The organism is Rhodanobacter sp. MP7CTX1 (genome assembly GCF_014205795.1).
Classification (GTDB): domain Bacteria; phylum Pseudomonadota; class Gammaproteobacteria; order Xanthomonadales; family Rhodanobacteraceae; genus Rhodanobacter.
This window is the reverse complement of record NZ_JACHCN010000005.1, coordinates 22,078-48,730: the sequence shown is the minus strand read 5'-3', so window position 1 is coordinate 48,730 and position 26,653 is coordinate 22,078. Positions and strand designations below refer to the sequence as shown.

At 62.2% G+C, this 26,653-nt stretch carries 20 protein-coding genes; all 20 read left to right on the top strand.

Features of this window, described 5'->3' with window-relative positions; translation table 11 throughout:
* The first annotated feature begins 152 nt into the window (after window positions 1-152).
* The 20 genes from HDE77_RS08425 to HDE77_RS08330 all read left to right on the top strand — a co-directional run bounded on the left by HDE77_RS08425 (window position 153) and on the right by HDE77_RS08330 (window position 26,612).
* Window positions 153-1,424 (top strand): efflux RND transporter periplasmic adaptor subunit, encoded by a 1,272-nt coding sequence (locus tag HDE77_RS08425; protein WP_184416735.1) that lies wholly within the window; start codon window positions 153-155, stop codon window positions 1,422-1,424.
* Window positions 1,425-1,576: 152 nt separating this feature from the next.
* Window positions 1,577-2,299, top strand: coding sequence for an ABC transporter ATP-binding protein (locus HDE77_RS08420; RefSeq protein WP_184416734.1), 723 nt, complete (start codon window positions 1,577-1,579; stop codon window positions 2,297-2,299).
* A gap of 58 nt (window positions 2,300-2,357) precedes the next feature.
* Complete coding sequence (locus HDE77_RS08415) at window positions 2,358-3,701, top strand: TolC family outer membrane protein (RefSeq protein ID WP_184416733.1); 1,344 nt, start codon at window positions 2,358-2,360, stop codon at window positions 3,699-3,701.
* 63 nt (window positions 3,702-3,764) lie between these two features.
* On the top strand, window positions 3,765-5,075 hold the full coding sequence (locus HDE77_RS08410; protein ID WP_184416732.1) for an ABC transporter permease: 1,311 nt from the start codon (window positions 3,765-3,767) through the stop codon (window positions 5,073-5,075).
* A 12-nt stretch (window positions 5,076-5,087) separates the two neighbouring features.
* A complete protein-coding gene (locus HDE77_RS08405; RefSeq protein ID WP_184416731.1) occupies window positions 5,088-6,320 on the top strand; it encodes an FtsX-like permease family protein in 1,233 nt (410 codons plus the stop codon).
* Window positions 6,321-6,380: 60 nt separating this feature from the next.
* Window positions 6,381-7,697: an ABC transporter permease gene (locus HDE77_RS08400; RefSeq protein ID WP_184416730.1), complete on the top strand. Its 1,317-nt coding sequence runs from the start codon at window positions 6,381-6,383 to the stop codon at window positions 7,695-7,697.
* Between the two features lie 10 nt (window positions 7,698-7,707).
* On the top strand, window positions 7,708-8,937 hold the full coding sequence (locus tag HDE77_RS08395; RefSeq protein WP_184416729.1) for an FtsX-like permease family protein: 1,230 nt from the start codon (window positions 7,708-7,710) through the stop codon (window positions 8,935-8,937).
* A gap of 52 nt (window positions 8,938-8,989) precedes the next feature.
* A complete protein-coding gene (locus tag HDE77_RS08390) occupies window positions 8,990-10,309 on the top strand; it encodes an ABC transporter permease (RefSeq protein ID WP_184416728.1) in 1,320 nt (439 codons plus the stop codon).
* 10 nt (window positions 10,310-10,319) lie between these two features.
* Window positions 10,320-11,564: an ABC transporter permease gene (locus HDE77_RS08385; protein ID WP_184416727.1), complete on the top strand. Its 1,245-nt coding sequence runs from the start codon at window positions 10,320-10,322 to the stop codon at window positions 11,562-11,564.
* Window positions 11,565-11,636: 72 nt separating this feature from the next.
* Window positions 11,637-12,956 (top strand): ABC transporter permease, encoded by a 1,320-nt coding sequence (locus tag HDE77_RS08380; protein WP_184416726.1) that lies wholly within the window; start codon window positions 11,637-11,639, stop codon window positions 12,954-12,956.
* A gap of 10 nt (window positions 12,957-12,966) precedes the next feature.
* The gene (locus HDE77_RS08375; RefSeq protein WP_184416725.1) at window positions 12,967-14,217 is read left to right on the top strand and encodes an FtsX-like permease family protein; all 1,251 of its coding nucleotides are present in this window, start codon (window positions 12,967-12,969) and stop codon (window positions 14,215-14,217) included.
* Between the two features lie 143 nt (window positions 14,218-14,360).
* Window positions 14,361-15,659 carry an ABC transporter permease gene (locus tag HDE77_RS08370; RefSeq protein ID WP_184416724.1) on the top strand — a complete coding sequence of 433 codons (1,299 nt, stop codon included), beginning with the start codon at window positions 14,361-14,363 and terminating at the stop codon, window positions 15,657-15,659.
* A 1-nt stretch (window position 15,660) separates the two neighbouring features.
* Window positions 15,661-16,893, top strand: coding sequence for an FtsX-like permease family protein (locus HDE77_RS08365; protein WP_184416723.1), 1,233 nt, complete (start codon window positions 15,661-15,663; stop codon window positions 16,891-16,893).
* A 51-nt stretch (window positions 16,894-16,944) separates the two neighbouring features.
* A complete protein-coding gene (locus tag HDE77_RS08360; protein ID WP_184416722.1) occupies window positions 16,945-18,270 on the top strand; it encodes an ABC transporter permease in 1,326 nt (441 codons plus the stop codon).
* Between the two features lie 13 nt (window positions 18,271-18,283).
* Window positions 18,284-19,498, top strand: a complete 1,215-nt coding sequence (locus tag HDE77_RS08355; protein WP_184416721.1) for an FtsX-like permease family protein — start codon at window positions 18,284-18,286, stop codon at window positions 19,496-19,498.
* A gap of 60 nt (window positions 19,499-19,558) precedes the next feature.
* A complete protein-coding gene (locus tag HDE77_RS08350; protein WP_184416720.1) occupies window positions 19,559-20,866 on the top strand; it encodes an ABC transporter permease in 1,308 nt (435 codons plus the stop codon).
* Window positions 20,867-20,874: 8 nt separating this feature from the next.
* On the top strand, window positions 20,875-22,107 hold the full coding sequence (locus HDE77_RS08345) for an FtsX-like permease family protein (RefSeq protein ID WP_184416719.1): 1,233 nt from the start codon (window positions 20,875-20,877) through the stop codon (window positions 22,105-22,107).
* A gap of 82 nt (window positions 22,108-22,189) precedes the next feature.
* Window positions 22,190-23,491: an ABC transporter permease gene (locus tag HDE77_RS08340; RefSeq protein ID WP_184416718.1), complete on the top strand. Its 1,302-nt coding sequence runs from the start codon at window positions 22,190-22,192 to the stop codon at window positions 23,489-23,491.
* Window positions 23,492-23,498: 7 nt separating this feature from the next.
* The gene (locus HDE77_RS08335; RefSeq protein WP_184416717.1) at window positions 23,499-24,704 is read left to right on the top strand and encodes an FtsX-like permease family protein; all 1,206 of its coding nucleotides are present in this window, start codon (window positions 23,499-23,501) and stop codon (window positions 24,702-24,704) included.
* Window positions 24,705-24,782: 78 nt separating this feature from the next.
* Window positions 24,783-26,612 (top strand): DUF885 domain-containing protein, encoded by a 1,830-nt coding sequence (locus tag HDE77_RS08330; protein WP_184416716.1) that lies wholly within the window; start codon window positions 24,783-24,785, stop codon window positions 26,610-26,612.
* Window positions 26,613-26,653 lie beyond the last annotated feature (41 nt).

Genomic DNA, 26,653 nt, shown 5'->3' with positions numbered 1-26,653 from the left:
CTGTCCGTGAAATGTCCGCGGACAGTGATGTACCTCGCTGGATGACTTGCAAGCCATTGAAATAAATCGAATCACCTGAAGATTTTTGGCTGGCACATGGATTGCAATGATCCGTGTGCGACCGCGCTGTGACCGTGGTCAGGAACAGGATGATGATTCGCGATACTTCCGCACAGGACCGCATGGTCGAGGTCAAACCCAACCGCAAGCGCCGGCTGATTCTGCTGGGCGGCGGCGTGCTCGCGCTGGTCCTGCTGGTATGGCTGGCACCAGGCATTGGCCGTCTGTTTTCCGCATCCTCTTCAGTCAGTAGTACACGGCTTTCGTTCGCTGACGTCGAGCGCGGCCCGTTCGTGCGCGATATCGCTGCCGAGGGCAAGGTGGTCGCCGCGGTCAGCCCCACGCTGTATGCCACGTATGGCGGTGCGGTCACGCTGCAGGTGCATGCGGGCGATACGGTGAAGAAAGGGCAGGCACTCGCCGTGATCGATAGCCCGGAGCTCACCAACAAGCTCGCACAAGAGCAGTCCAAGGCTGACGCGATGCAGGTCGATTATCTGCAGTCGCAGGTAGACGCGCGGACCAAGCGCAGCGATCTGCAGAAGGCTTTCGACAATGCGCAGATCGATGCGAAGAGCGCGGAAACCAACCTGGCGCGCGAGCAGAAAGCGTTCACTGCCGGTGCCGCGACCGGTGTGGAAGTCGATCAGTCCAAAGACGCGCTGGAAAAATCGCGCATCACGCTGGCGCATGCCAAGTCCGATCTGGGCATGAACAACGACAGCCTGAAGTTCAACATCCAGTCCAAGAAACTCGCCCACGACAATCAACTGCTGGTGGTGCAGGACCTGCAGCGTCAGGTCGACAACCTCAATGTGAAGTCGCCGGTCGATGGCCAGGTCGGTCAGCTTTTCATCGCCGAGCGCGCCACCGTGGCCAAGGATGCCCAGCTGCTCAGCGTGATCGATCTGTCGGCACTGCAAGTAGAGATGCAGGTGCCGGAAAGTTTTGCGCGCGATCTCGGTATCGGCATGTCCGGTGAGATCAGCGGCAATGGCAATACCTGGAAGGGTCTGGTCAGCGCGATTTCGCCCGAAGTCGTCAACGGTGAAGTGGCGGCTCGGCTGCGCTTCGCTGGCGCCACCCCGAAGGAATTGCGACAGAACCAGCGCCTGTCGGTGCGTGTGCTGCTGGATCATCGCGAGAACGTACTCACCGTGCAGCGTGGCTCGTTCGTCGATGAATCCGGTGGCAGCTACGCGTATGTCGTGCGCGACGGCATTGCGACGAAAACCCCGATCCGCGTTGGCGCAAGCAGCATCGACAAAGTGGAGATCCTCGATGGCCTGAAGGAAGGCGACCGCATCGTGATTTCCGGTACCGACAACTTCAAGAACGCGGATCGCGTCGCGATCAGCAACTGACGAATTCCCTTCTCCCCTTGGGAGAAGGTGCCCGCAGGGCGGATGAGGGTACGGGGCTTGCGCAACCCTTTTCGCAAGACCGAACCCTCACCCCAACCCCTCTCCCGGTGGGAGAGGGGCTCAAACAACTTCACCACCACCGAGGAACAACCATGCTGAAGATGACCCACCTGTCCAAGGTCTACCGCACCGAAGTGGTGGAGACCTATGCGCTGCGCGATTTCAACATCGACGTCAAAGAAGGTGAATTCGTCGCCGTCACTGGCCCATCCGGCTCCGGCAAGACCACCTTCCTGACCATCGCCGGCTTGCTGGAAACCTTCAGTGGCGGCGAGTACCACCTCGACGGCATCGAGGTGAGCAACCTCAACGACAACGCGCGCTCGAAAATCCGTAACGAGAAGATCGGCTTCATCTTTCAGGCGTTCAACCTGATTCCCGATCTCAACGTGTTCGACAACGTCGAAGTGCCGTTGCGCTATCGCGGCATGAAGGCAGCCGAGCGTAAACAGCGGATCATGGATTCGCTTGAGCGCGTTGGTCTGGCTTCGCGTGCCAAGCACTATCCGGCAGAGCTCTCCGGCGGTCAGCAGCAGCGCGTGGCGATCGCCCGTGCGTTGGCTGGATCCCCGCGCCTTCTGCTGGCGGATGAACCGACCGGCAACCTGGATACGCAGATGGCGCGCAGCGTGCTCGAGCTGCTCGAGGACATCCATCGTGAAGGCGCGACCATCGTGATGGTCACGCATGATCCGGAGCTGGCCGCGCGCGCGCAGCGCAACGTGCACATCATCGACGGCCAGGTCGTCGATCTTGCCGAAGATCCGCGCTTCCACAACGTGGCGGCGGCGCATGGCGGCGCCCACTCGATCTGACGCTGATGTCTGCCCCTTGTCCCACTACATGCCTATTCACAGCCTGCGAGTCTGATTCATGCGCCTGAAGTTGCTGCCCTTGCTGCTTTTGCTGGCCGTTGCCCCACTGCCGGGTCACGGCGCAGACCTGATGGAGGCCTACCATCAGGCGATCGCCAACGACCCGGTGCTGGCTACGGCCGATGCGACGCGCCTGGCGGTTGCCGAAGGCGTGCCGCAGGCGCGTGCAGCGCTGTTGCCGCAGTTGTCTGCCGGTCTGGGTCTGGAGCAGATCCATGGCGGCAGCGGCACATCGGTCGACGCGAACGGCAACTCGGTGACCACCAGTGGGGTCGGCCACACCCGCGACCGCGACATCAGTACGCAGCTCAGCCAGACGCTGGTCAATCTGGCTGATATTTCCACGCTGCGGGCCGCGCACGCCACTCGTGACTCGCAGGAGCAGACCTATCTCGCCGCGCTGCAGAACCTCTACGTGCGTGTCGCCAATGCGTACTTCAACGTGCTCATTGCGCGGGATTCGGTAGACGTCTATCAGTCCTACGAAGATGCGTACAAGCAGGAATACGCGCAGTCCAGCGAGCGCTTCAAGGACGGTCTCGCCACGGCGGCGGACATGTCGCAGTCGCAGGCGTTCTACCTGTACATCAAGGCGCAGCGGATTGCCGAACAGGACACCCTGAAGGATGCGTTGCGGGGTCTGGAGCAGATTACCGGGCAGCCGACTGGCGACTTGAAGAAGCTGCGCGAGGACCTGCCCATGCAGGCGCCCACGCCGAACGACGCCAAGGCCTGGGTGGATGCGGCGATGGAGACCAATCCGGCGATACTGGCTGGTCGTTATGCGGTGAGTGCCGACGAGCGCAAGGTCTCCGCAGCGCGTGCCGGACACCTGCCCACCATCAGTGCCAATGTGACCTACGGGAGGTTTGGCAGCTGGTCAGATGCGGTGCCTGGCAGCTCCGCCAACGGCCCCGGGGTTACCACGGTGGGTCTGACACTCAACGTGCCGATCTTCAGCGGCGGCCTCACGCAGTCGCAGGTACGTCAGGCGATCTATCAGCGTGATGAAGATCAGGGCACGCTGGAAACCGAACGCCGCCAGGCCGCGCGTGACGCCAACAACTACTTCAACCTGGTCGCAGATGGCATCGACGCGGTGCAGAGCGCGCGCACGTCGGTGGATGCAGCACAAAAATCCGTGGCCTCGATGCGCGCCGGTTACGCGATCGGTACGCAGAGCCTCACCAACGTAGTGGTCGCGATCGAGCAGCTGGCCCAGTCGCAGTTCCAGTACATCGTCGTGCGCCACCAGTTCATCCTCAACAAGCTGTTGCTCAAGCAGGCAGCCGGCACGGTGGACGTGCACGACCTGGAAGACATCAACCGGTTGCTGCAATGACTACCGACCGTCACTGCCGTGCATTGCGTCTGAAGCCTGGGCATTCACGTGGAGGGCTGAGCCATGTTCGGCTACTACGTTGAACTAGGACTGCGCAGCCTGCGGCGCAACCCGCTACTGACCGCGCTGATGGTGATGGCGATCGGCTTTGGCGTGGCTGCGTCGATGATCACCTGGTCGGTGTTTCGCGCGGTGTCGGGTAATCCGATTCCTGAAAAGTCGAGCCAGTTGTTCACCGCGTTGATCGACAGTCGCGGCCCCAACAACAACAAGGGCGAGCCGCCGTTGGCGCTCAACTACACCGATGCGACCGCCTTGATCAAGGCGCACAAGGCCGAGCACCAGACGTTGCTTTACAACGTATCCCTGTCGGTGCTGCCGGCAGACAGCGACAGCCTGCCTTTCACGGCAGCTGGCTACGCGACCAATACCGATTTCTTCAGCATGTTCGACGCCCCGTTTCAGTACGGCAGCGGCTGGAGCGCGAGCGACGACGAGCGGCACGCGGCTGTGGTGGTGATCAGCCACGAGCTCAACGAGCAGTTGTTCGGCGGTGCCGACAGCGTCGGTCGGGACGTGACGCTGGGCATGCACACCTATCGCGTCGTGGGCGTCACTGCCCACTGGGATCCGAAACCGCGGTTCTACGATTTGTTCGACGGCAACGAATTCGGTGAGCCGGTGCAAATGTACGTGCCGTTCACTCGCGCGATAGATCTGCAGATCGATACCGCGGGCAACAACAATTGCGGCTCGCTCATGGATTACGGCAATGGACGCGAAGCGTGGCTGCGCGGCGAATGCGTGTGGATACCGGTGTGGGTGGAATTGCAGACCGCGGCGGACGTCGCGCGTTACCGCGACTTCCTCACCGCCTATGCGGATGAGCAGCAGCGCGCCGGTCGCTTCCATTGGGCACCGAACGTGCGCCTGCGCGACGTCGCCAATTGGCTCGACTATGAACACGTGGTGCCATCGGAGAGTCGCATTTCGCTGATGGTATCGCTGGGTTTCTTTGCGATCTGCCTGATCAACACGATCGGCCTGCTGCTGGCCAAATTCATGCGCCGTGCGCCGGAGATCGGCGTGCGCCGCGCGCTCGGTGCGCCACGCCGCCAGATCTATGGCCAGTTCCTGATCGAGGCGGCAACGGTCGGATTGGCTGGCGGCTTGCTGGGTTTGTTGTTGACCGCGGTAGGCATGCTTGGCGTCGGCTTGTTGTTCGAAGCGGACATCGCTCGTCTTGCCCATCTGGATCTTTCGCTGGTAGCGACGACCCTGCTGGTGGCGATCTTCGCCACCGTGCTGGCCGCGTTCTACCCCGCATGGCGCGCTGCGCAAGTGCAGCCGGCGTGGCAGCTGAAGTCGAACTGAGGCCGAGCGATCATGCAGATCAAACCCATACTCGCCGCCATGCGCCACCACCGGGCCGGCACCTTGCTGATCGCATTGCAGATCGCACTGACGCTGGCCATCGTGTGCAACGCGCTGTTCATCATCCAGCAGCGAATGACGCGCGTTTCGCGCCCCAGTGGCGTGGACGAATCCAACCTCTTTGTGGTCGAGAACTACTGGGCGGATCAATCTTCGCCGCAGCGTATCGACGCACAGATGCGTGCGGACCTGCTGGCCTTGCGTCAGCTTGGCAGTGTGCAGGACGTGGCGCCCGCGAACAGCTTTCCCCTCCACGGCTCGGGCTGGGACAACTTCGTCAAGACTACACCGGACCAGATCAGGTCGACGCTCGACTCGGCGATCTATTTTGCCGACGACCATACCCTGGCGACGCTCGGTGTACGGCTGATCGCCGGGCGCAATTTCACGAGTAGTGAAGTCGGCAGCCAGACGCCGCCGGATCCGATGCTGGCCTCCGAAGTGATCATCAGCAAGGCGCTCGCGAAGGTGACTTTTCCGCAGGGCTCGGCACTGGGCCAGACGATCTACGTGTCGGGCGGTAACCGTCCATCCACCGTGATCGGTGTCACCGACACATTGCAGGCGCATACCGTCGCCAGCTGGATGAACAACTATGCCTACAACGCCGTACTGCTTCCTGCGCGATTGCTGACCGATCGCACGTTCTACCTGGTGCGGGCGCGGCCGGGGCAGCTGGACGCCGCCATGCGTGACGCACCGAAGACGCTGTACGCGCAAAGCCGCATGCGCATCATCAACCGCAAGGACGGCGTGTTGAGCTTCGCCCAGGTGCGCAAGGCTGCCTATGGCCGAGACCTCGGCATGGCGATCCTGATGGGCATCGTCAGCATGGTGCTACTGGCGATCACCGCTGCCGGCATCGTCGGACTCACCAGCTTCTGGGTGGGTCAGCGGCGCAAGCAAATCGGCATTCGTCGCGCGCTGGGTGCCACGCGGCACGACATCCTCAGTTATTTCCTCACCGAAAACCTTTTGATCGGCATCAGCGGCGTCGTCATCGGCGCGGTGCTCGCACTCGGCATCAACCTGTGGATGGTGACCCAGTTCGAGATGGCGCGGTTGTCGCTCGCCTATGTGGCGATCGGTGTGGTTGCTTTGCTGTTGCTCGGCCAGGGTGCGGTGCTGGCCCCGGCGATGCGTGCCTCGAATGTGCCGCCGGTGGAGGCGACACGTTCGGTTTGAAAAACGTCGCCCTTTCCAGGTGGGAAAGGGAAACATCGGAAAGGGAACCTGGAGGTGCACATGCTTGCCTACTATCTGCGACTCGGCCTGCGCAGCCTGCGTCGCAACCCGGTACTCACCGGGCTGATGATCATGGCGATCGGCTTCGGCGTGGCGGCGTCGATGACTACCTTTGCAGTGTTCCGCGCGGTCTCGGGCAACCCCATTCCGTGGAAGTCCGGACAGCTGTTCGTGCCGCAGATCGACGGCTTTGGGCCATCCGGTCGCGATCCCGGTGACAACGGCGAGCCGCCGGATGCGCTGAACTACCAGGACACGTTGGCGCTGATGCGGGCGCATCCGGCGTCGCGGCAGACGGCGCTGTATCCGGTCGCCATCTCGGTGGTGCCGGCTGACGCGTCCAAGCAGCCGTTCTCGATTAGCGGCTATGCCGTCACCACTGACTTTTTCGGCATGTTCGAGATGCCGTTCCAGTACGGCAATGGCTGGGGCACGAACGAGGACGACAGGCGCGCCAGCACGGTAGTGATCAGCAGCAAGCTCAACCAGAAAGTGTTCAACGGCGCCAACAGCGTCGGCCGCAACATCGTGCTGGATAACCGCGACTACCGGATCGTAGGAGTGGCGAAGAGCTGGGATCCGCACCCGCGGTATTACGACGTGGTCAATACGAGTGGTTTTGGCGATGCACCCGATTTCTTCATGCCGTTCAGTCGTGCCATCGATCTGCAAATGGATACCGATGGCAACAACAACTGCAACAAGTCACCCGAGGGTGGCTGGGATGCATGGCTGCAATCCACCTGCGTGTGGTTGACGGTGTGGGCGGAACTGCCTGATGCCGCCGCGGTGCAACGTTACCGCAGCTATCTGGATGGCTATGCGGCCGATCAAAAGCGTGCCGGCCGCTACAACTGGGCACCGAACAATCGCCTGCGCAACGTGATGGAGTGGCTCGACCACGAGCACGTGGTGCCGCAGGAAACCAAGGTCTCGCTGCTGGTCGCACTGGGCTTCCTGGCGGTTTGCCTGGTCAACACGATCGGCCTGCTGCTGGCCAAGTTCATGCGGCGCTCGCAGGAGATCGGCGTGCGTCGCGCGCTGGGCGCTTCGCGACGCGAGATCTACACGCAGTTTCTCGCCGAGGCCTCGATGGTCGGCGTGGCCGGTGGTGTGCTCGGCCTGCTGCTGACGGCTGGAGGTGTGTACAGCATCGGACTGGTGTTCGAGCCTGAGGTTGCCGCGCTGGCGCATGTCGATTTTGGCCTGATCGGGCTCACCCTGCTGGTCGCCATCGGTGCCACGGTGATTGCGGCGTTCTATCCGACCTGGCGTGCCGCGCAGGTGCAGCCAGCCTGGCAACTGAAGTCCAACTGAGGCGACGACCATGCAGATCCAACCGATACTCGCCGCGCTCAAACGTCACAAGGCCGGCACCATCCTGATCGCACTGCAGATCGCGCTGACCCTGGCGATCGTGTGCAATGCACTGTTCATCATCAAGCAGCGCGTCACGCATTTATCGCGCGCGACCGGCATCGATGAACAAAACATCATCAGCGTGAGGAACCAGTGGGTCGGCAAGCCACCTTCACAGCAGGTCAGCGGCTTGACGGCTACCGACCTGACGGCATTGCGTCAGATCCCCGGCGTAGTCGATGTCTACTCGACCAATTCCTATCCGCTGCGCCAGGGCGGCTGGTCGGAGGGGCTGGACTACAAGCCGAATCAGGATCACTCGACGGCGCACACGGCGATCTATTTTTCGGACGAGCACACGCTGGGCACACTGGGCCTGAAGCTGGTCGAAGGGCGCAATTTCCGCGCCGACGAGATTGGCCGTATGGACATCCGCGACAAGTTGGGGCCGCCGACCATCATCGTCACAAGGGAATTGGCGCACAAGCTCTACCCGGATGGTTCGGCGCTGGGCAAGGTCCTGTACTTGAATGAGAACCCGACCACCATCGTCGGCGTCGTCGATCGGCTGGAAGTGCCTTGGGTGGACAACTGGGCCTCGCAATGGGCCGAGCAGTCGACCCTGGTGCCGGTCCGCCTGGCGATGTCGATCGGTGGCTTCTACTTGATCCGTACGCAGCCGGGTCAGGTCGATTCCGTCGCCAAGCAGGTGTCGAAGACGCTATACGGGGTCAATCGCATGCGCGTGATCGACCCCAAGGACGGCGTTCAGAGCTTCAGCCAGGTGCGTGCCAAGGCCTATGCCCGCGATCGCGGCATGGCCATCCTGATGGGCGTGGTCTGCGTGGTGCTGCTGGCGATCACCGCTGCCGGCATCGTCGGACTGACCAGTTTCTGGGTTGGTCAGCGGCGCAAGCAGATCGGTGTGCGGCGTGCGCTCGGTGCAACCCATCACGACATCCTCAGTTACTTCCTTACCGAGAACCTGCTGATCAGTCTGGGTGGCGTGATCATCGGCGCGCTGCTCGCGATCGGCATGAACATGTGGATGGTCAGTCAATTTGAAATGGCGCGGTTGTCTCCGACTTACGTGCTGGCAGGCGTAGTTGTGTTGCTGCTGCTCGGTCAGGCAGCCGTGCTGGCGCCGGCGCTACGCGCCTCGCGGGTGCCGCCAGTGGAAGCAACACGTTCGGTTTGATTTGCCCCTCTCCCAGCGGGGGAGGGACTCATATTTTTGGAGTAATGAATAGATGTTCGGCTACTACCTTGAATTGGCCTTGCGCAGCCTTAGGCGCAGCCCGGGCCTGACCGCGCTGATGGTGCTTACCATCGGCTTCGGTGTGGCCGCGTCGATGACGACCTACTCGGTGTTTCGTGCGGTGTCGGGCGATCCGATGCCGTGGAAATCGTCGAAGCTGTTCGTGCCACAGATCGACATGTGGGGGCCCTCCGGACGCGCCAGCGACGGCGAGCCACCGGATGCGATGGACTACACCGACGCGATGAAGTTGATGCGCGATCACCGCGCCAAGCTGCAATCGGCGATGTACGAGATTTCCCCGTCGGTGGTGCCGGCGGATGCCGGCAAGCATCCGATCCACGTGAGCGGGCACGCGGTCTACAGTGAATTCTTTCCGATGCTGGACGTGCCGTTCAAATTCGGCAGCAGCTGGAGTGCGGACGACGACGCGCAGCGTGCGGCCGTCGCAGTGATCAGCAGCAAGCTCAGCCAGAAGTTGTTCGGTGATGCCAACAGCGTGGGCAAGACTGTCAATGTCGAGGGCAAAGACTATCGCGTGGTCGGCGTGTTGAATGAATGGAATCCGCAGCCGCGATTTTATGACGTGGTCAACAACGGCGGCGGTTTTTCCACCGACTTCGAAGACGTGTTCCTGCCGTTCCAGACTGCGGTCCAGGCGAGCATTCGCAACGACGGGAATACCGACTGCAATGCGACTCCCGCTGAATCAGGCTTTCTCGGCCTGCAGCATTCGAGCTGCACGTGGATTGCCTATATGGCCGAGCTGGACGACGCAGCGGCAGTGACGACTTACCGGCAGTATCTCGATGGCTATGCGCACGACCAGCAGCAGGCTGGCCGTTTTGGCTGGGCGCCGAACAATCGCCTGCGCAACTTGCCGCAGTGGCTGGACTACAAGCATGTGGTGCCCAGCGACACCAAAGTAGCGTTGCTGGTCGCGCTGGGTCTGCTGATCGCATGCCTGGTCAATACCGCGGGTTTGTTGCTGGCGAAGTTCCTGCGCCGCAGCGGCGAGATCGGCGTGCGCCGTGCGCTGGGCGCACCGCGCCTGGCGATCTACACGCAGTTCCTCACCGAGGCCGGCATGATCGGTCTGGCTGGCGGTGCACTGGGTCTGCTGCTGACCGGCATGGGTGTAGCCAGCGTGAGTTGGGTACTGCCGAGGGACATCGCTTCGCTGGCGCGAGTGGACTTCTCCCTGCTCGTGCTCACCCTGCTGGTATCCGTCATGGCGACCACGCTGGCCGGTCTCTACCCCACCTACCGTGCCGCATGCGTACAACCCGCATGGCAGCTGAAGTCGAATTGAGGAACCTGCCATGACCCTGCATCCCATTCTCGCGGCACTGCGCAAACACAAGGCCGGCGTGGTGCTGATCTCATTGCAGATCGCGTTGACCCTGGCCATCGTCTGCAATGCGATCTTCATCATCCAGAAGCGCATCGACATGGTGCATCGGCCGACCGGCCTCAACGAGGACAATCTGTTCCTGGTCACCCAGCAGTGGGTAGGTGCGCCGGACGGAGATGATCCGGCAGGTCTGGAAAAGCTCGACAGCATGCAGCAGGCGGATCTGGCCACCTTGCGCAACCTGCCGGACGTAGCTTCAGTATCGCCGATCCGCTCGCTGCCACTGCTTCGGTCCGGATCGGTCGGCGGGATTGGGATGAAGCCGTTGCAACAAAAGTCAACGGTCGATGCGAATTTCTTCTTTGGCGACGAGCATATGTTGTCGACCTTGGGCTTGAAGCTGGTTGCCGGTCGCGACTTCACGGCCGCCGATGTCCAGCACAAGGGATTCCGCGACGAGAGCGGGCCCGTGCTCACCATCATTACCAAACCGATCGCCGACAAACTGTTTCCGCGCGGCGATGCCGTCGGCAAGGTGATCTATTTCGACAGCGGCAGCACGCCTACCACCATCGTTGGCGTCGTCGCTCGGCTGCAGAGCCCGATCGACTCTGGAGACAGTGGTCTTGCCTGGAATTCGGTGATGTTTCCCATTCGGCAGGACGCGAACTTTGCGCGCTACGTGTTGCGCGCCAAGCCCGGTCGGCTGGTGCAAGCGATGAATGCGGTGACCCCCGCGCTCTATGCAGCGAACCCGATGCGCGTGCTCGACGACCGCAGCGTCAGGTCGTTCGCCGACATCCGCGCCCGAGCCTATCGCGCCGATGTCGGCATGGCGATCCTGATGAGCGTGATCTGCCTGATTCTGCTTGCCGTTACCGCTGCCGGCATCGTCGGCCTCACCAGTTTCTGGGTGGGTCAGCGGCGTCGACAGATCGGCGTGCGGCGCGCATTGGGTGCCCGCAAGGTCGACATCCTGCATTACTTCCAGCTTGAGAATCTGTTGATCGCCGGCATCGGCGCGGTGATCGGCATCCTGCTCGCGGTGGGACTCAACCTGTGGTTGATCACGCGCTTCGAGATGGATCGCATGCCGGTGATCTACGTGGCAGTAGGTGTGCTGGCGGTACTGGCATTGGGCCAGGCTGCGGTGTTCGTACCGGCGCGCCGCGCCTCCAACGTGCCGCCGGTGGTGGCGACGCATGCGGCGTGACGATCTTCGTTCACTTCCGTCAGCAAGGGGTTGCTGATGGAAGCGGGACTCAAGTGAAGGAGCAATGGACGGATGTTCGGCTACTACCTTGAACTGGCTTTGCGCAGCTTGAAGCGCAGCCCCGGACTTACCGTGCTGATGGTGCTGGCCATTGGTTTCGGCGTTGCTGCGTCGATGACGACGTATGCGGTATTCCGTGGTGTCTCCGGCGATCCGATCCCGTGGAAATCGTCCAGGCTGTTCGTGCCGCGGATCGACATGTGGGGCCCAAGCGACAGTGGCCATGTCGGTGAGCCACCGGATGCGCTGGATTACACCGATGCGATGGCGCTGATGCGCGACCATCGCGCGAAATTGCAATCCGCGATCTACCTGATTGCTCCGTCGGTGATTCCCTCAGGTGCGGGACGCAGCCCGATCCCGGTCGACGGCTATGCGGTCTACGGCGAATTTTTCCCGATGCTGGATGTGCCGTTTCTTTATGGCAGCGGCTGGAGTGCGGACGACGATGCCCATCAGGCGGCCGTAGCCGTGATTGGCGACAAGCTCAACCAGCAGGTATTCGGTGGCGGCAACAGCGTCGGCAAGACGATCGATATCGAAGGCAAGGACTATCGGGTGATCGGTGTGCTGGCTGACTGGAATCCGCAGCCGATTTTCTACGATGTGCTGGATACCGGTGGTTACGGTGGCGGCGATGGTCCCGGGGTATTTGTTCCGTTCCAGCGCGCGGTCGCGGTGAACATGTCGAACAGTGGCGTGAATTTATGCCGTGTGGAGCCCACGGAATCCGGCTTTGTCGGCCTGCAGCACTCCAATTGCATATGGATCGCCTACATGGCTGAGCTGGATGGCGCGGGAGCCGTGCAGAGCTATCGGCAATACCTGGACGACTATGCGCGTGAGCAGCGGACGGCAGGACGATTCAGCTGGTCACCGAACAACCGTTTGTTCGATGTGCCGGCCTATCTGGAGCATGAGCACGTCGTGCCGAGCGACACTAAGGTGTCGTTGCTGGTGGCGCTCGGCCTGCTGATCGTGTGTCTGGTGAACACGGTGGGCTTGCTGTTGGCGAAGTTCCTGCGCCGCAGTGGTGAGATCGGCGTACGCCGCGCGCTGGGTGCGTCGCGCCGCGCGATCTACGCGCAGTTTCTCACCGAGGCCGGAATGATCGGCGCAGGCGGTGGCGTGTTGGGGCTGTTGCTCACTGGCTTGGGCGTACTCGGCGTCGGTGTCGTCTTGCCCGCGAGACTCGCCCATCTGGCGCGGATCGATCCGAGCCTGCTCATGCTCACCGTGCTGGTGGCGGTCGTCGCGACCTTGCTGGCTGGCATCTATCCCACCTTTCGTGCGTCACGCGTGCAACCCGCGTGGCAGCTGAAGACTAATTGAGGATCGCGTCATGACCGTGCATCCCATCCTCGCAGCGTTGCGCCGACACAAGGCCGGCGTCGTGTTGATCGTGCTGCAGATCGCGCTGACGTTGGCGATCGTGTGCAATGCGGTCTTCATCATCGGCCAGCGTATCGAGCGATTGAATCGTCCGACCGGTATCGATGAAAGCAACCTGGTGCGGGCCGCGCAGGCATGGGTGGGAGCGCCTAGTGGTGACGATGCAGCGTCCGTCGAAAAGCTCGATGAGTTGCAGCGGGCGGACCTCGCTACGCTGCGGGGCCTGCCTGGCGTACAGGAAGTGGCAGCATCGGAGAGCCTGCCCATACAGGGAATGATATGGAGCGGCGACGTCTCCCTCACGCCGGACCAAAAGGGTATAGACGTCCAGGCCGCCTACTATTACGGGGACGAACATCTGCGCTCTACCCTGGGTGTGCACCTGATCGCCGGTCGCGATTTCAACGCCGGTGAAATCCTGCATCGCACCATCCGCGGTACCGAGGCCTCACCGGTGATCATCGTGAGCAAGCCGGTGGCGGACAAGCTTTTCCCGAAGGGTGATGCGCTGGGCAAGACGGTCTACCAGGATGGAAAGGCGCAGCCCTCGACCATCGTGGGCATCGTCGAACAACTGCAGACGCCGACCACGGACAGCTGGGGCAATCCCTTTGCCTATAACTCGATACTTGAACCGGTTCGCCTGGACGGAGTGATGGCGAGCTACGCGGTGCGGACGCTGCCGGGGCGCGAGCAGGACGTGATGCATGAGGCGCGCAAGGCGCTGTTTGCGGCCAATCCCAAGCGCATCATGCCCGACAGCTGGGGCGTGCAGTCGTTCTCCGACATCCGCACGAAAGCCTATCGCGCCGATCGCGGCATGGCGATCCTGATGGGTGTGGTCTGCCTGATCCTGCTCGGTGTCACGGCCGCCGGCATCGTGGGTCTCACCAGTTTCTGGGTCGGCCAGCGGCATCGGCAGATCGGAGTCCGGCGTGCGTTGGGTGCGCGACGGATCGACATCCTGCATTACTTCCAGATCGAGAACCTGTTGATCGCCGGTGTCGGTGTGGTGCTGGGCGTGCTGCTCGCCGTCGGACTCAACCTCTGGCTGATGACGCATTACGAGATGGAGCGATTGCCGGTGCTTTACGTGCTGACCGGCGTGCTGGCGATGTTGGCGATCGGGCAGGGCGCGGTCTTCGTGCCGGCCCGACGCGCCTCCAACGTGCCACCAGTGGTGGCGACACGAGCAGCGTGACTTTAGAAAGGGACGAGAAGTGAGGGCGCAAGAATCACACCATATGCACGCGGTGAGGCATCCCACGGGCGAGGACGCACGGACTTGCGCCCTCGCTACTCGTCCCTCGCTACTCGCTGTATCTGCTTAACCAGGATCCAACTATGTTTGGCTACTACCTCGACATGGCATTGCACAGCCTCAGGCGCAACCGGATGCTTACCGCGCTGATGGTGCTGGCGATTGCCCTGGGCATCGGCGCCAGCATGACCACGCTGACCGTGCTGCATGTGCTGTCGGGTGATCCGCTGCCCGGAACCAGCCAGACGCTGTTCTATCCACAACTCGAGCCGCGGGATATGGACGGCTATCAGCCGACGGACGAACCGCCGGATCAACTGACCTGGATCGACGGCATGAACCTGCTGCATGCCAGGCGCGCGGATCGGCAGGCACTGATGACCGGCGGCACGGTGCCGGTGCAGCCGGTGCAATCCAGCGTGGATCCGTTCTATTCGGATGCACGCTACACCACCGCCGATTTTTTTCCGATGTTCAAGGCGCCGATGTTGTATGGGCGTGCCTGGTCTGCATCTGATGACGACAGCAAGGCGCGTGTAGCGGTGATTTCCAGCAAGCTCAACGACAAGCTGTTCAGCGGCAAGGACAGCACCGGTCAGATGCTGCAGCTGGGCGATGACGCCGTCCGCATCGTGGGCGTGCTCGACCGCTGGCGGCCGAATCCGCATTTTTACGATATCAACATCAGCGGCAGCTACGGGCCGACGGAGGATGTGTTTCTGCCCTTGAGTACCGCGCGTGACCTCAAGCTCACCAATAACGGCATGATGAATTGCTGGGGCGGCCATAACGACCATCTGGAGATCGCACCCTGTACGTGGCTGCAGTTCTGGGTGCAGCTGGACAGCCCGGCGAAGGTCGCGGCGTATCGGGAATATCTCACGCACTACTCGCAGGAACAGAAAGCGCTCGGGCGTTTCCAGCGCCCGGTCAACATACGCCTGCTTGATCTGATGGGCTGGCTGGATTACCAGAAGGTAGTGCCCAGCGACGTGCGCCTGCAGACCTGGCTGGCATTCGGTTTTCTGCTGGTGTGCCTGGTCAACACGGTGGGCTTGATGTTGGCCAAGTTCATGCGCCGCGCCGGCGAGCTGGGCGTGCGGCGGGCCTTGGGTGCGTCGAAGCGCGCCTTGTTTGCGCAGCTGCTGGTGGAGTCCGGCGTGATCGGTCTCAGCGGCGGTATCTGCGGGCTGCTGCTGGCCTTTGTTGGCCTGTGGCTGGTGCGACAGAGGCCCTCCAGTTATGCCGGGCTTGCGCAACTGGATATGTCGATGTTGCTGACCACGTTCCTGCTTGCCATCGGCGCCAGCCTGATCGCGGGCCTGCTGCCGGCCTGGCGCGCATGCCAGATCACGCCCGCACTTCAATTGAAGAGCAACTGACATGGAAATCCGTCCGATACTCTCGTCCCTGAGCCGGCACAAGATCACCGCATGGCTGGTGATCATCGAGATCGCGCTGACCTGCGCGATTGTCTGCAATGCGGTGTTCCTGATCAGCCAGCGAGTGGATCGCATGAACATGGTCAGCGGCATTGCCGAGCATGAGCTGGTGGAAATCCAGTTGGCCAATCTCGGCGTCCGCCCGGACGCAAAGGCGCGTACCCAGGAAGACCTCGCCGCGTTGCGGAAGATCCCCGGCGTCACCCAGGTCAGTCTTGCGAACCAGATGCCATTCAGCGATTCGGAAACCAACAACAGCATCAAGCTCGACCCGACACAGAAATTGCCCTCGCTCAGCGCAGCTCTGTACTGGGGCGAAAATCTGGCGCAGACCTTTGGCACCCAGCTGGTGGTCGGGCGCAACCTACGTGAAGACGATTACCGCGACCTGGACGCCGTCAACAAGGCTGCTGCCGGTGGCGATCCGAATGACAAGGCCTTGCCCCGGGTGCTGGTAATTACTCAGGCCGTGGCCGACAAGCTGTGGCCCGGCAAGAACCCGCTGGGGAGGTTCATCTATTTTGGCAAGACACCGGAGACCGTAGTGGGCGTGGTTGCCCATCTGGTCAGGCCAGCCAGTTTCTCTCAGGGTGCCGAATTCAGCCTTCTGGTACCGATTCGCCCCGTGGTAGGCGACGGCTCGAGCTATCTGATCCGTACGGCACCACAGGAGCGGCAGCGCGTGCTGAAAGCGGCGTTGGCTGCGCTCAAGGCGCTCGATCCCCGTCGCGTCGTGATCGAGAAGCGTACGTGGGATGACGTACGCAGCGAGTTCTTCCAGAACGATCGCGCGATGACCGGATTGCTGGTCGGCGTGTGCGTGGCGCTGCTGGTGGTGACAGCACTGGGCATCGTCGGGCTGGGCAGCTTCTGGGTGGCACAGCGGCGACGCACGATTGGCGTGCGACGTGCGTTGGGCGCTACCCGCGGCAACATCCTGCATTACTTCCAGACTGAAAACTTTCTGCTGGCGACCATCGGCATTGTCATCGGCATGGTGCTCGCCTATGCCATCAACCTGTTCCTGATGCTGCATTACGAATTGCCGCGACTGCCGGTGATCTATTTCCCGGTCGGTGCGGTGCTGTTGTGGTCGATCGGCCAGCTCGCCGTGCTCGGTCCTGCGCTGCGTGCGGCGGCGGTACCACCGGTGGTGGCGACGCGGTCGGTGTGATGTGAGGCTCGCTTCCCGCGTCGGGAAGAGGGAATTCAAGGGAGCGGATGAATGTTTGGCTATTACCTCGATCTGGCGGTGCGCAGTCTGAAGCGCAACAAGGTGCTGACAGCCTTGATGGTCATCGCCATCGCGGTCGGCATCGGCGCCAGCATGACAACATTGACGGTGATGCACCTGCTGTCCGGCGATCCGCTGCCAGGAAAAAGTGGCACGCTCTTTTATCCGCAGGTGGATGCAGACCCGACCACCGACTTCAGCCACAAAGATCCCGTCGACGTGATGGACTATCACTCGGCGGTGGATCTGTGGACTGCACACCGTGCGGATCGGCAGGCGCTGATCGTCGACAGTCAGCTCAAGGTACGTGCGCCGGAAACAAGTCTTCCGCCGCTGATGGAGATGATGTTGTCGACGACATCGGATTTCTTCCCGATGTTCGACGTGCCGTTCCAGTACGGCAGCAGCTGGCAGCCGCAGGACGATGAGAAACACGCACGGGTGGCGGTGATCTCGGCCGACCTCAACGACAAATTGTTTGGGGGCGCCAACAGCGTGGGCCGCACGCTGCAACTGCGCGATACCGACGTGCGCATCGTCGGCGTGCTGAAACCATGGCGGCCTTCGCCACAGTTCTACATGGTGGCTGGAGGTCGTTTCGCCCATGGCCAGACAGCGGATTTCTATTCCAAGCCGGAGGATGTGTTCACGCCATTCACTAGCGGCCTCGAGATCAACGATGGCAATTTCTGGCAGTTCACCTGCTGGCATATGCCCGACAAGCCTGGCTATCTGGTGGACTCGCCGTGTGAATGGATCAGGCTGTGGGTTGAATTGGATAGCGCGGACAAAGTTGCTGGCTATCGTAGCTTCGTGGCCGGCTATGCCGAGCAGCAGAAGGCGCTTGGCCGCATCACCCATGCCGAGAACACGCGCCTGCGCAGCCTGATGCAGTGGCTGGACTACAACGGTGTCGTACCGAGCGACGTACGACTGCAAACCTGGCTGGCGTTTGCGTTCCTGGCGATCTGCCTGTTCAACACCGTGGGGCTCTTGCTGGCGAAATTCCTGCGGCGCAGTGGCGAGATCGGCGTGCGTCGCGCGCTGGGTGCCAGCCGCGCCGCGGTATTCGCGCAGTGCCTGGTGGAGGCGGGCATGATCGGCCTGCTCGGTGGCATCGGCGGCTGGTTGCTGACGCTCGCCGGACTCTGGCTGGTGCGTCGTCAGCCCGCGGTCTATGCCGACATGGCGCATCTAGACGTGAGCATGTTTCTCGTCACCTTCGCATTGGCCATTGCCACCAGCCTGCTTGCTGGCCTGCTGCCGGCGCTGCGCGCATGCCAGCTTGCGCCGGGCCTGCAACTGAAGACGCTCTGAGGAAGTCATCGCTATGCAGATTCAGCCCATTCTTGCCGCACTGCGTCGTCATCGCCTCGCCACCTTGCTGATCGCCATGGAGATCGCATTGGCCTGTGCGGTCCTTTGCAATGCATGTTTCATGATTGCGAACCGGATCGCGATGATGCATATCGACAGCGGTGTGGATGAAACCTCGCTGGCGACCGTACAGTTGACCGGCTACGAGGACAGCCACGCTGTCGATCTGAATGCACGGGTCTTGGCCGGCTTGCGCAGTATTCCCGGCATGCAATCGGTCACGGTGCTCAATTCGATACCGTTCGGTGCTCGTCGGGGCACTGCAGGCATCACTCTGGATGCAGCTGCTCAGCATTTTGGCGGCGTGGTGGAGTTCTACGTCGGAGGTCCCGGCAGTTTGCAGGCCCTGGGTGTGCACGTGATCGCTGGTCGTGGTCCTCAGGCCGATGATTTTCGAGCGTTCACCGGCCTTATGCCGAGTGATGCGTCCGTGCAGATCACCCACTCGCTTGCCGAGCATCTGTGGCCGGGCGTCGATCCACTGGGCAAGGATTTCTGGCTGGACAAAATGCATTACCGAGTGGTCGGCGTCATCGATCATCTGGTCAGGCCAGACCCGCCCGGCTGGCCCGACAACAGTAAGGACTGGTCGATCTTCGTGCCGGCACAACCGGGCAAACTTCTCGCCGGGAGTTATTTGCTACGCGCGGACCCCAGGGATGTGCCGCGCGTGTTGCGCGATGCCCGCGCGATGATTGCGAAAGTTGCTCCGGATGCCGTATTCGACCAGGAGGGTAGTCAGACCCTCAGCGATCTGCGCGCCACGTGCTTTCGCCAGGATCGTGCGATGGCCGGCATCCTGGTCGGTGTGATCGTGGCGCTGCTGCTGGTCACCGCGCTGGGCATTGTGGGTCTCGCCAGTTTCTGGGTGCAGCAGCGACGCCGACAGATCGGCATCCGTCGTGCGATTGGGGCGACCCGCGGCGACATCCTGCGCTACTTCCAGACCGAGAACTTTCTCATCGTGAGTTTCGGGATTGCGCTCGGCATGGTGCTGGCGTTTGCGCTGAACGTCATGTTGATGAAGTTCTATGAGTTGCCGCGCCTGCCGTTGTACTACCTGCCGATCGGCGCGTTGGTGCTTTGGGCACTTGGCCAGATCGCCGTGCTCGGCCCCGCGCTGCGCGCGGCGGCGGTGCCACCGGTCGTGGCGACGAGGAGCGTGTGATGAAAGGGGATTGCAGAAGCAAGAAGCAGCGGTTCGGCTTACTTTTGATGGAGTCATGACATGTTTGGCTATTACCTCGATCTCGCCCTGCGCAGCCTCAGGCGCAACAAGATGCTGACGGCACTGATGGTGCTGGCGATCGCGCTGGGCATCGGCGCAAGCATGACTACGTTGACCGTCCTGCATGTGTTGTCCGGCGACCCATTGCCAGGTCGAAGCGGCAGCTTGTACTACGCACAGATTGATCCGCAGGACATCAAGGGCATGGACTCCAGCAAGGAGCCACCGGAGCAGGTCACCTTGATCGACGGCCTGAATCTGCTGCATGCCGGACGTGCGGATCATCAGGCGTTGATGACCGGTGGGTCGGTACCGGTGCAGCCCGAACAGTCCTCGCTCGATCCGTTCTACGTGGAGGCGCGTTACACCTCGGCCGACTTCTTCGGAATGTTCGACGCGCCGTTCCTGTACGGCCAAGGCTGGACCGCAGCGGAGGGCGAGGCGAAGGTACGCGAGGTGGTGATCGCAAAGTCACTCAACGACAAACTGTTTGACGGCGCCAACAGCGTGGGCCGCACGTTGCGCATGGCCGGCACCTCCTTCCGCATCGTGGGCGTGCTGGACAGCTGGCAGCCAAACCCGCATTTCTACGACCTCAACAGTGGCTCCTACGCCTATGGCGAGGAGGTGTTCCTGCCGCTGCAGACCATGCTGGAACTGCGCCTGGATCGCGGCGGATCGACCGATTGCTGGGGCAATGGTGGGGGCGGCGTCGGCAACATCCTGCCTTCGAATGACTGCGTGTGGCTGCAGTTCTGGGCGCAGCTGGACAGCCCCGCGAAAGCAGCCGCGTATCAGGAATTTCTCGTGCACTACTCACTGGACCAGAAGGCACTGGGCCGCTTCCAGCGTGTCCCCAATGTGCGCCTGCGCAATGTGATGCAGTGGCTTGACTACAACAAGGTGGTGCCCAGCGATGTGCGGCTGCAGAACGGGTTGGCATTTGGCTTTCTGCTGGTATGCCTGGTCAACACGGTGGGGTTGATGCTGGCCAAGTTCATGCGTCGCGCCGCGGAGCTCGGCGTGCGCCGTGCGCTGGGTGCGTCGCGGCGCGCGTTGTTTGCGCAGCTGCTGATCGAATCGGGCGTGGTCGGTCTGGTCGGCGGCGTCGGCGGCCTTTTGTTGGCGATGTTCGGGCTGTGGCTGGTACGGCAGCGTCCTTCGGACTATGCCGCACTGGCCCACCTGGACCTGAGCATGCTGTTCGTCACCTTCGTGCTGGCGGTTCTCGCCACGTTGCTGGCGGGTCTGCTGCCCGCCTGGCGTGCCTGCCAGATCGCGCCCGCCCTGCAACTGAAAAGCAATTGAGGCGACCCATGGACATTCTTCCGATTCTTTCCACGCTGCGCCGTCACAAGCTCACCGCGTGGCTGTTGATCCTGGAAATCGCGTTGACCTGCGCGATCGTCTGCAACGCGGTATTTCTGATCGGTCAACGCCTGCAGCGCATGGACATGCCCAGCGGCGTGGCCGAACACGAGCTGCTGCAGATCCAGGTAGCCGACGTGACGACACCGTCCAATCCGTATGCCCGGCTCGCGGAGGATGTCGCGCTGCTTCGGCAGGTGCCCGGTGTGCAATCGGTGGCTTCCTCCAACCAGGTGCCGTTTGGTGGTTCGTCGTCGAACGGCAATATCCGGCTCGACCCGGCGCAGCCCGAGCGCACGCTCAGCGCTACCACCTACTTCGGCGAAAACATTCCGCAGACGCTGGGCACGAGGCTGGTGTCCGGGCGCGACCTGCAGTCCGACGACTTTGTCGACGTGGAAACGGCGATGAAGGGACTCAGCACGGGTGACAGCAAGAGCCTGCCGCACGTAACCCTGATCACCCAGACCCTGGCCGAGCGCCTGTGGCCAGGACAGAATTCGCTGGGCCGCCTCATCTACCTCACGCCCACCGTGGGCCTGCGCGTGGTCGGTGTGCTGGACAGCCTGGTGCGGCCGAACGCCTTCGATCCAGCCAAGGCACAGTTCACCATGGTCGTGCCGCTGCGAATGGGCGCGAACAAGGACCAGAGCTACGTGATCCGCACCCGACCGGAAGATCGCGCGAAGGTGTTGGCTGCCGCGGTGGCTGCGCTGAAAAAGGCTGATCCGGACCGGGTAGTAACCACCAGGCGCAGCTTCGACGAAGTGCGCCGGAAGTTTTTCCAGGACGACCGTGCGATGGCCGGCATCCTGACCGGCGTGATCGCGGCGCTGCTCATCGTCACCGCGCTGGGCATCGTCGGGCTGGCCAGCTTCTGGGTGGCGCAGCGCCGTCGCACGATCGGCGTGCGCCGGGCCCTGGGCGCCACCCGCAGCAACATCCTGCACTATTTCCAGACCGAGAATTTCGTGCTTGCGACCCTGGGCATTGCACTGGGCATGGCGCTGGCTTTCGGCATGAACCTGTTCCTGATGACCCACTACGAATTGCCCAGACTACCGGCCGTCTATTTCCCGGTCGGAGCGGTGTTGCTGTGGCTGATCGGGCAGCTTGCCGTGCTTGGCCCCGCACTTCGCGCGGCGGCGGTGCCGCCGGTAGTGGCAACGCGGTCGGTTTGAATGATGTGACCCCTCCTTCGGCTTGCCCCGAAGAAGGGACTCCCTTCGGTCGCAGGGGAGGGCGTGTTGACGGAGTGCACGAATGTTCGACTACTACCTCAATCTGGCGCTGCGCAGTCTGCGGCGCAACAAGGTGCTTACCGCGCTGATGATCATCACGCTGGCGCTGGGCATCGGTGCGTCGATCACGACGCTGACCGTGCTGCGCCTGCTGTCGGGCGACCCGCTGCCGCAGAAGAGTGCGCAGCTGTTCTATGCCCAGGTCGATCCGTATACCAGGGATGGCTATGTGCCAGGAAAAACCAAGCCGCAACGCCTGATGGCCTATCCCGATGCGATGAACCTGCTGCACGCGCACCAGGCCAGGCGGCAGGCGGCGATGGCCCTGACCGATGCCAAGATCGCGCCGCTGCACGCGGGTGAGCATCCGTTCTTCAGCGACGGGGTGATGACCACGGCGGATTTCTTCACGATGTTCGATGCACCGTTCCGCTACGGCGGCGGTTGGACGGCGGACGACGACGAGAGCCGTGCACAAGTCGTGGTGATCTCCGATTTCCTCAACGACAGGCTGTTCGGCGGGGCCAGCAGCGTGGGGCGGACCATTCGCGTCAATGACCACGATCTGCGCATCATCGGCGTGCTGAAACCGTGGGCGCCGCAACCGCGCTTCTACGCGCAAGGGCTGGGCGGCCGCAGCTATGGCGATGGTGATGCGGTATTCCTGCCGCTGCAGACCGCGCGTGCCGCGAGCATGGATCCGCAGAACGACGACTGCTGGGCGGTCGCCGACACCAGCAAGCTGGAAACGGCGCCCTGTATATGGCTCGGCTTCTGGGCCGAGCTTTCCAGTGACGGAGAGGTCGCTGCGTACCGTCAGTTCCTGTCGAACTACGTGCAGCAGCAGATCGCCTTGGGGCGCTTCTATCGCCCCGAGGTGGCGCTGTCGGATCTGCCGCAGTGGCTGCGCGACGAGAAGGTGGTACCCGACGATGTACGCCTGCAGGCCGGGCTTGCGTTCGGCTTCCTGCTGATCTGCGTGGTGAACACGGTAGGCCTGCTGCTGGCCAAGTGTCTGCGCCGTTCGCAGGAAATCGGCGTGCGCCGTGCACTTGGCGCCACGCGGCGCGCAATCTTCGCGCAGTTCATGGTCGAGGCCGGCATTGTCGGCATGGCCGGTGGTTTGCCGGGTCTGGTTTTTGCGGAACTGGGTCTATGGTGCATCCGCCATCAGCCCGCCGAGTACGCCGGACTCGCGCATCTGGACGTCCATATGTTTTTTCTCACTTTCCTGGTGGCGCTCGTTGCCAGCATGATCGCCGGCTTGCTGCCAGCGTGGCGTGCCAGCCTGCTTGCACCGGGTTCGCAACTGAAGGCTGCCTGAGGTGCTTATGGAAATCCGCCCGATTCTCGCCAGTCTGCGCAAGCACCGGATTCCGGCCATCCTCATCGTGCTGGAGATCGCGCTGGCCTGCGCCGTGCTGTGCAATGCGGTATTCATGATCGGTCAGCGCGTGGTCGATATCCATCGGACCAATGCGATCGATGAACGAGGCATCGGAGTGATCACGGTCGATGGGGCCGATCCGAAGATGGCTTCCAGCGAGATCCCGCGCAATCTTGCCCGGTTGCGGGGGATTGCCGGTGTGCAGGCGGTGGCTGTGACGAACACGGTGCCGTTGAGCAACAACAACTGGGGCTGGGCATTTGGTACCAACCCGGATACGAGATTCAACGACGCCGTGAATGTCTCGGCCTACTTTCTCGGCGAGGGCGGTGACAAGGCGCTTGGCCTGCAGTTGCTGCAAGGCCGTTTTTTCAGTTCTGACGAATACGCCGACAGCAAGCGTGGCTCCATGCCGCTGGTGGATACACACGTCGTCATCGTCACGCAAAGCGTGGCCGAACGCATGTGGCCTGGGCAGCCGGCGCTGGGCAAGGTGCTCTATTCCAAACCGCTCGCGTATAGGGTGGTCGGCGTGGTCGTCGATGTGCTGCGTCCGTTCGTGAACAGCCAGCGGGCCTGGCACAGCGTCTTCTTTCCGCTAAGCCCGGACAGTGCGCTGAGCTACTACGTCGTGCGCAGCGCGCCGCAGGATCGCGACCGCATCGTGCTGCAGGCGCAGCAGGCGTTGAGTGAGCTCGACCCGATTGCTGTCGTCAAGGGTCACAGCTTCACCGACATCCGCGACAAGTATTTCGCGGACATGAGCAGCATGGCCTGGATGCTGGTGCTGGTGTGCATCGTGATGCTGGCGGTGACCGCGTTCGGCATCGTTGGCCTCACCAGTTTCTGGGTGCAGCAGCGTCGGCGGCAGATCGGCATACGCCGTGCAGTGGGCGCTACCCGCGGCCACATCATGCAGTACTTCCAGACGGAGAATTTTTTGCTCAGCAGCGCGGGGATCGTGCTTGGCATGGTGCTGGCCTTCGCCATCAACCTGTATCTGATGCATCACTACGAGATGACACGCATGCCCTGGTTTTATCCGCCAGGCGGCGCCATTGCCCTTTGGGCGCTTGGCCAGCTTGCCGTACTCGGGCCAGCCCGACGGGCGGCAGCGGTGCCGCCGGTGGTGGCGACACGATCCGTATGAAAACCGTGCTATCTGGCACGGGTTGATGAAGCCCATGGCAGGCACAATCGTGCTTCACAACTGAGGAGGGTGAGCCTGATGAAAACGTTGCCATTGCTGATCTGTACGAGCCTGCTGGGCTCGGTGACTCTCGCTGCGTCCGTACAGGCGGCGCCAGCTGCGCAGACGGCGGCTTCCCAAACCGATGTCGCGACCCGAGTGCAGGCGCTGAACGCATTGCTGGCGGAGCAGTGGCAGCATACGTTGCAGAACCAGCCGGAGTTCGCCACGACGCTCGGCGATCTGCGTTACAACGATCGCTGGAGTGACCTCTCGCTGGCGCATGTGGCGGCCGAGCACAAGGTCAACCAGGATTTCCTGAAGCGCTTCCAGGCGATCGATACCACCGGTTTCTCCGACACGGACAAGCTGAACCAGCAACTGATGGTGCGCCAGCTGACGGATGGTCTGCGCGCCGACGACCTCAAGCTGGATGAGATGCCGCTCGATCAGATGAGTGGCGTGCATATCGCGCTGGCCGGTTTCATTAGTTCGATTCCGTTCGACAACACCAAGGAATACGACGACTACCTCACACGTCTGCGCGCCGTGCCGAAAGCATTCGATCAGGTCATCGACGTGGCAAAGCAGGGCATGCGCGACAAGATGATGCCGCCGAAATATCTGCTGGAGGAAGTCGTTACGCAGATCGACAACATCGACAAGTCGGCAGGCATGGACAGCGCATTTGCCGAACCGCTGAAGCATTTTCCGGCATCGGTGTCGGCCGCCGATCAAAAGCGTCTGCATGATGCAATCCTCGCTGCCATCGACAACGATGTGCGTCCGGCCTACCGCAAGCTCGGCGAGTTCGTGGCGAAGGATTACGCGCCGAACGGACGCACCCAGCCGGGTGTCTGGAACCTACCGAACGGCGAAGAGATCTACCGCTTCGACATCGAACAGATGACCACCACGCACAAGTCGGCGGAGGAGATCCACACGTTGGGTCTGTCCGAGGTCAAGCGGATCGAGGGCGAGATGACGCAGATCGCCAAGTCGCAGGGCTTTGCCGATCTGGCCAGTTTTCGCGCCTCTCTGAAGAGCAATCCGAAGACGCACGCCACGTCGCGCGATGACATTCTCAATCGCTATCGCGGCTATCTCGCACAGATGCAGCCAGAGTTGCCGAAGTTGTTTGGCCTGCTGCCGAAAACCAAGGTCGTCGTGATGCCGGTCGAGGCGTTCCGCGAGAAGGAAGCACCTGCCGCCGAATACCATCAGGGCACGCCAGACGGCTCGCGGCCGGGGCAGATCTTCGTCAACACCGGGGACTTTGCCAATCGCAGCGTGCTGACGATCGAATCGACCTCGTATCACGAGGGTATCCCGGGACATCACCTGCAGATATCGATCGCGCAGACGCTGCCGAAGCTGCCGCCGTTCCGCCAACAGGGTGGCTACACCGCCTATATTGAGGGCTGGGCGTTGTATTCCGAGCAGCTGGGCAAGGACATCGGTTTCTACAAGGACCCGCTGTCCGACTACGGCCGGCTCTCCGACGAATTGCTGCGCGCGGATCGTCTGGTGCTCGATACCGGCGTGCACAGCAAGCACTGGACGCGCCAGCAGATGGTGGATTTCTTCCACGCCCATTCCAGTGAAGACGAGCCGGATGTGCAGGCCGAGACGGATCGCTACATCACCTGGCCCGCCCAGGCGCTGGCCTACAAGACCGGCGAGCTGAAGATCCTCGAATTGCGTGCACACGCCAAGCAGGAACTCGGCGCCCAGTTTGACATCCGCGCTTTCCATGACGAGATCCTCAACGGCGGCGCGTTGCCGCTGGACGTGCTGGAAAGCCGCGTCAATGACTGGATCGCCGCGGTGAAGGCAGGCAAGGCACCCGCGCATCCGATGGCGAACTGACAGGTGCGCGCTGTCCGGGCATGGCCCGGGCAGCGCGTTTC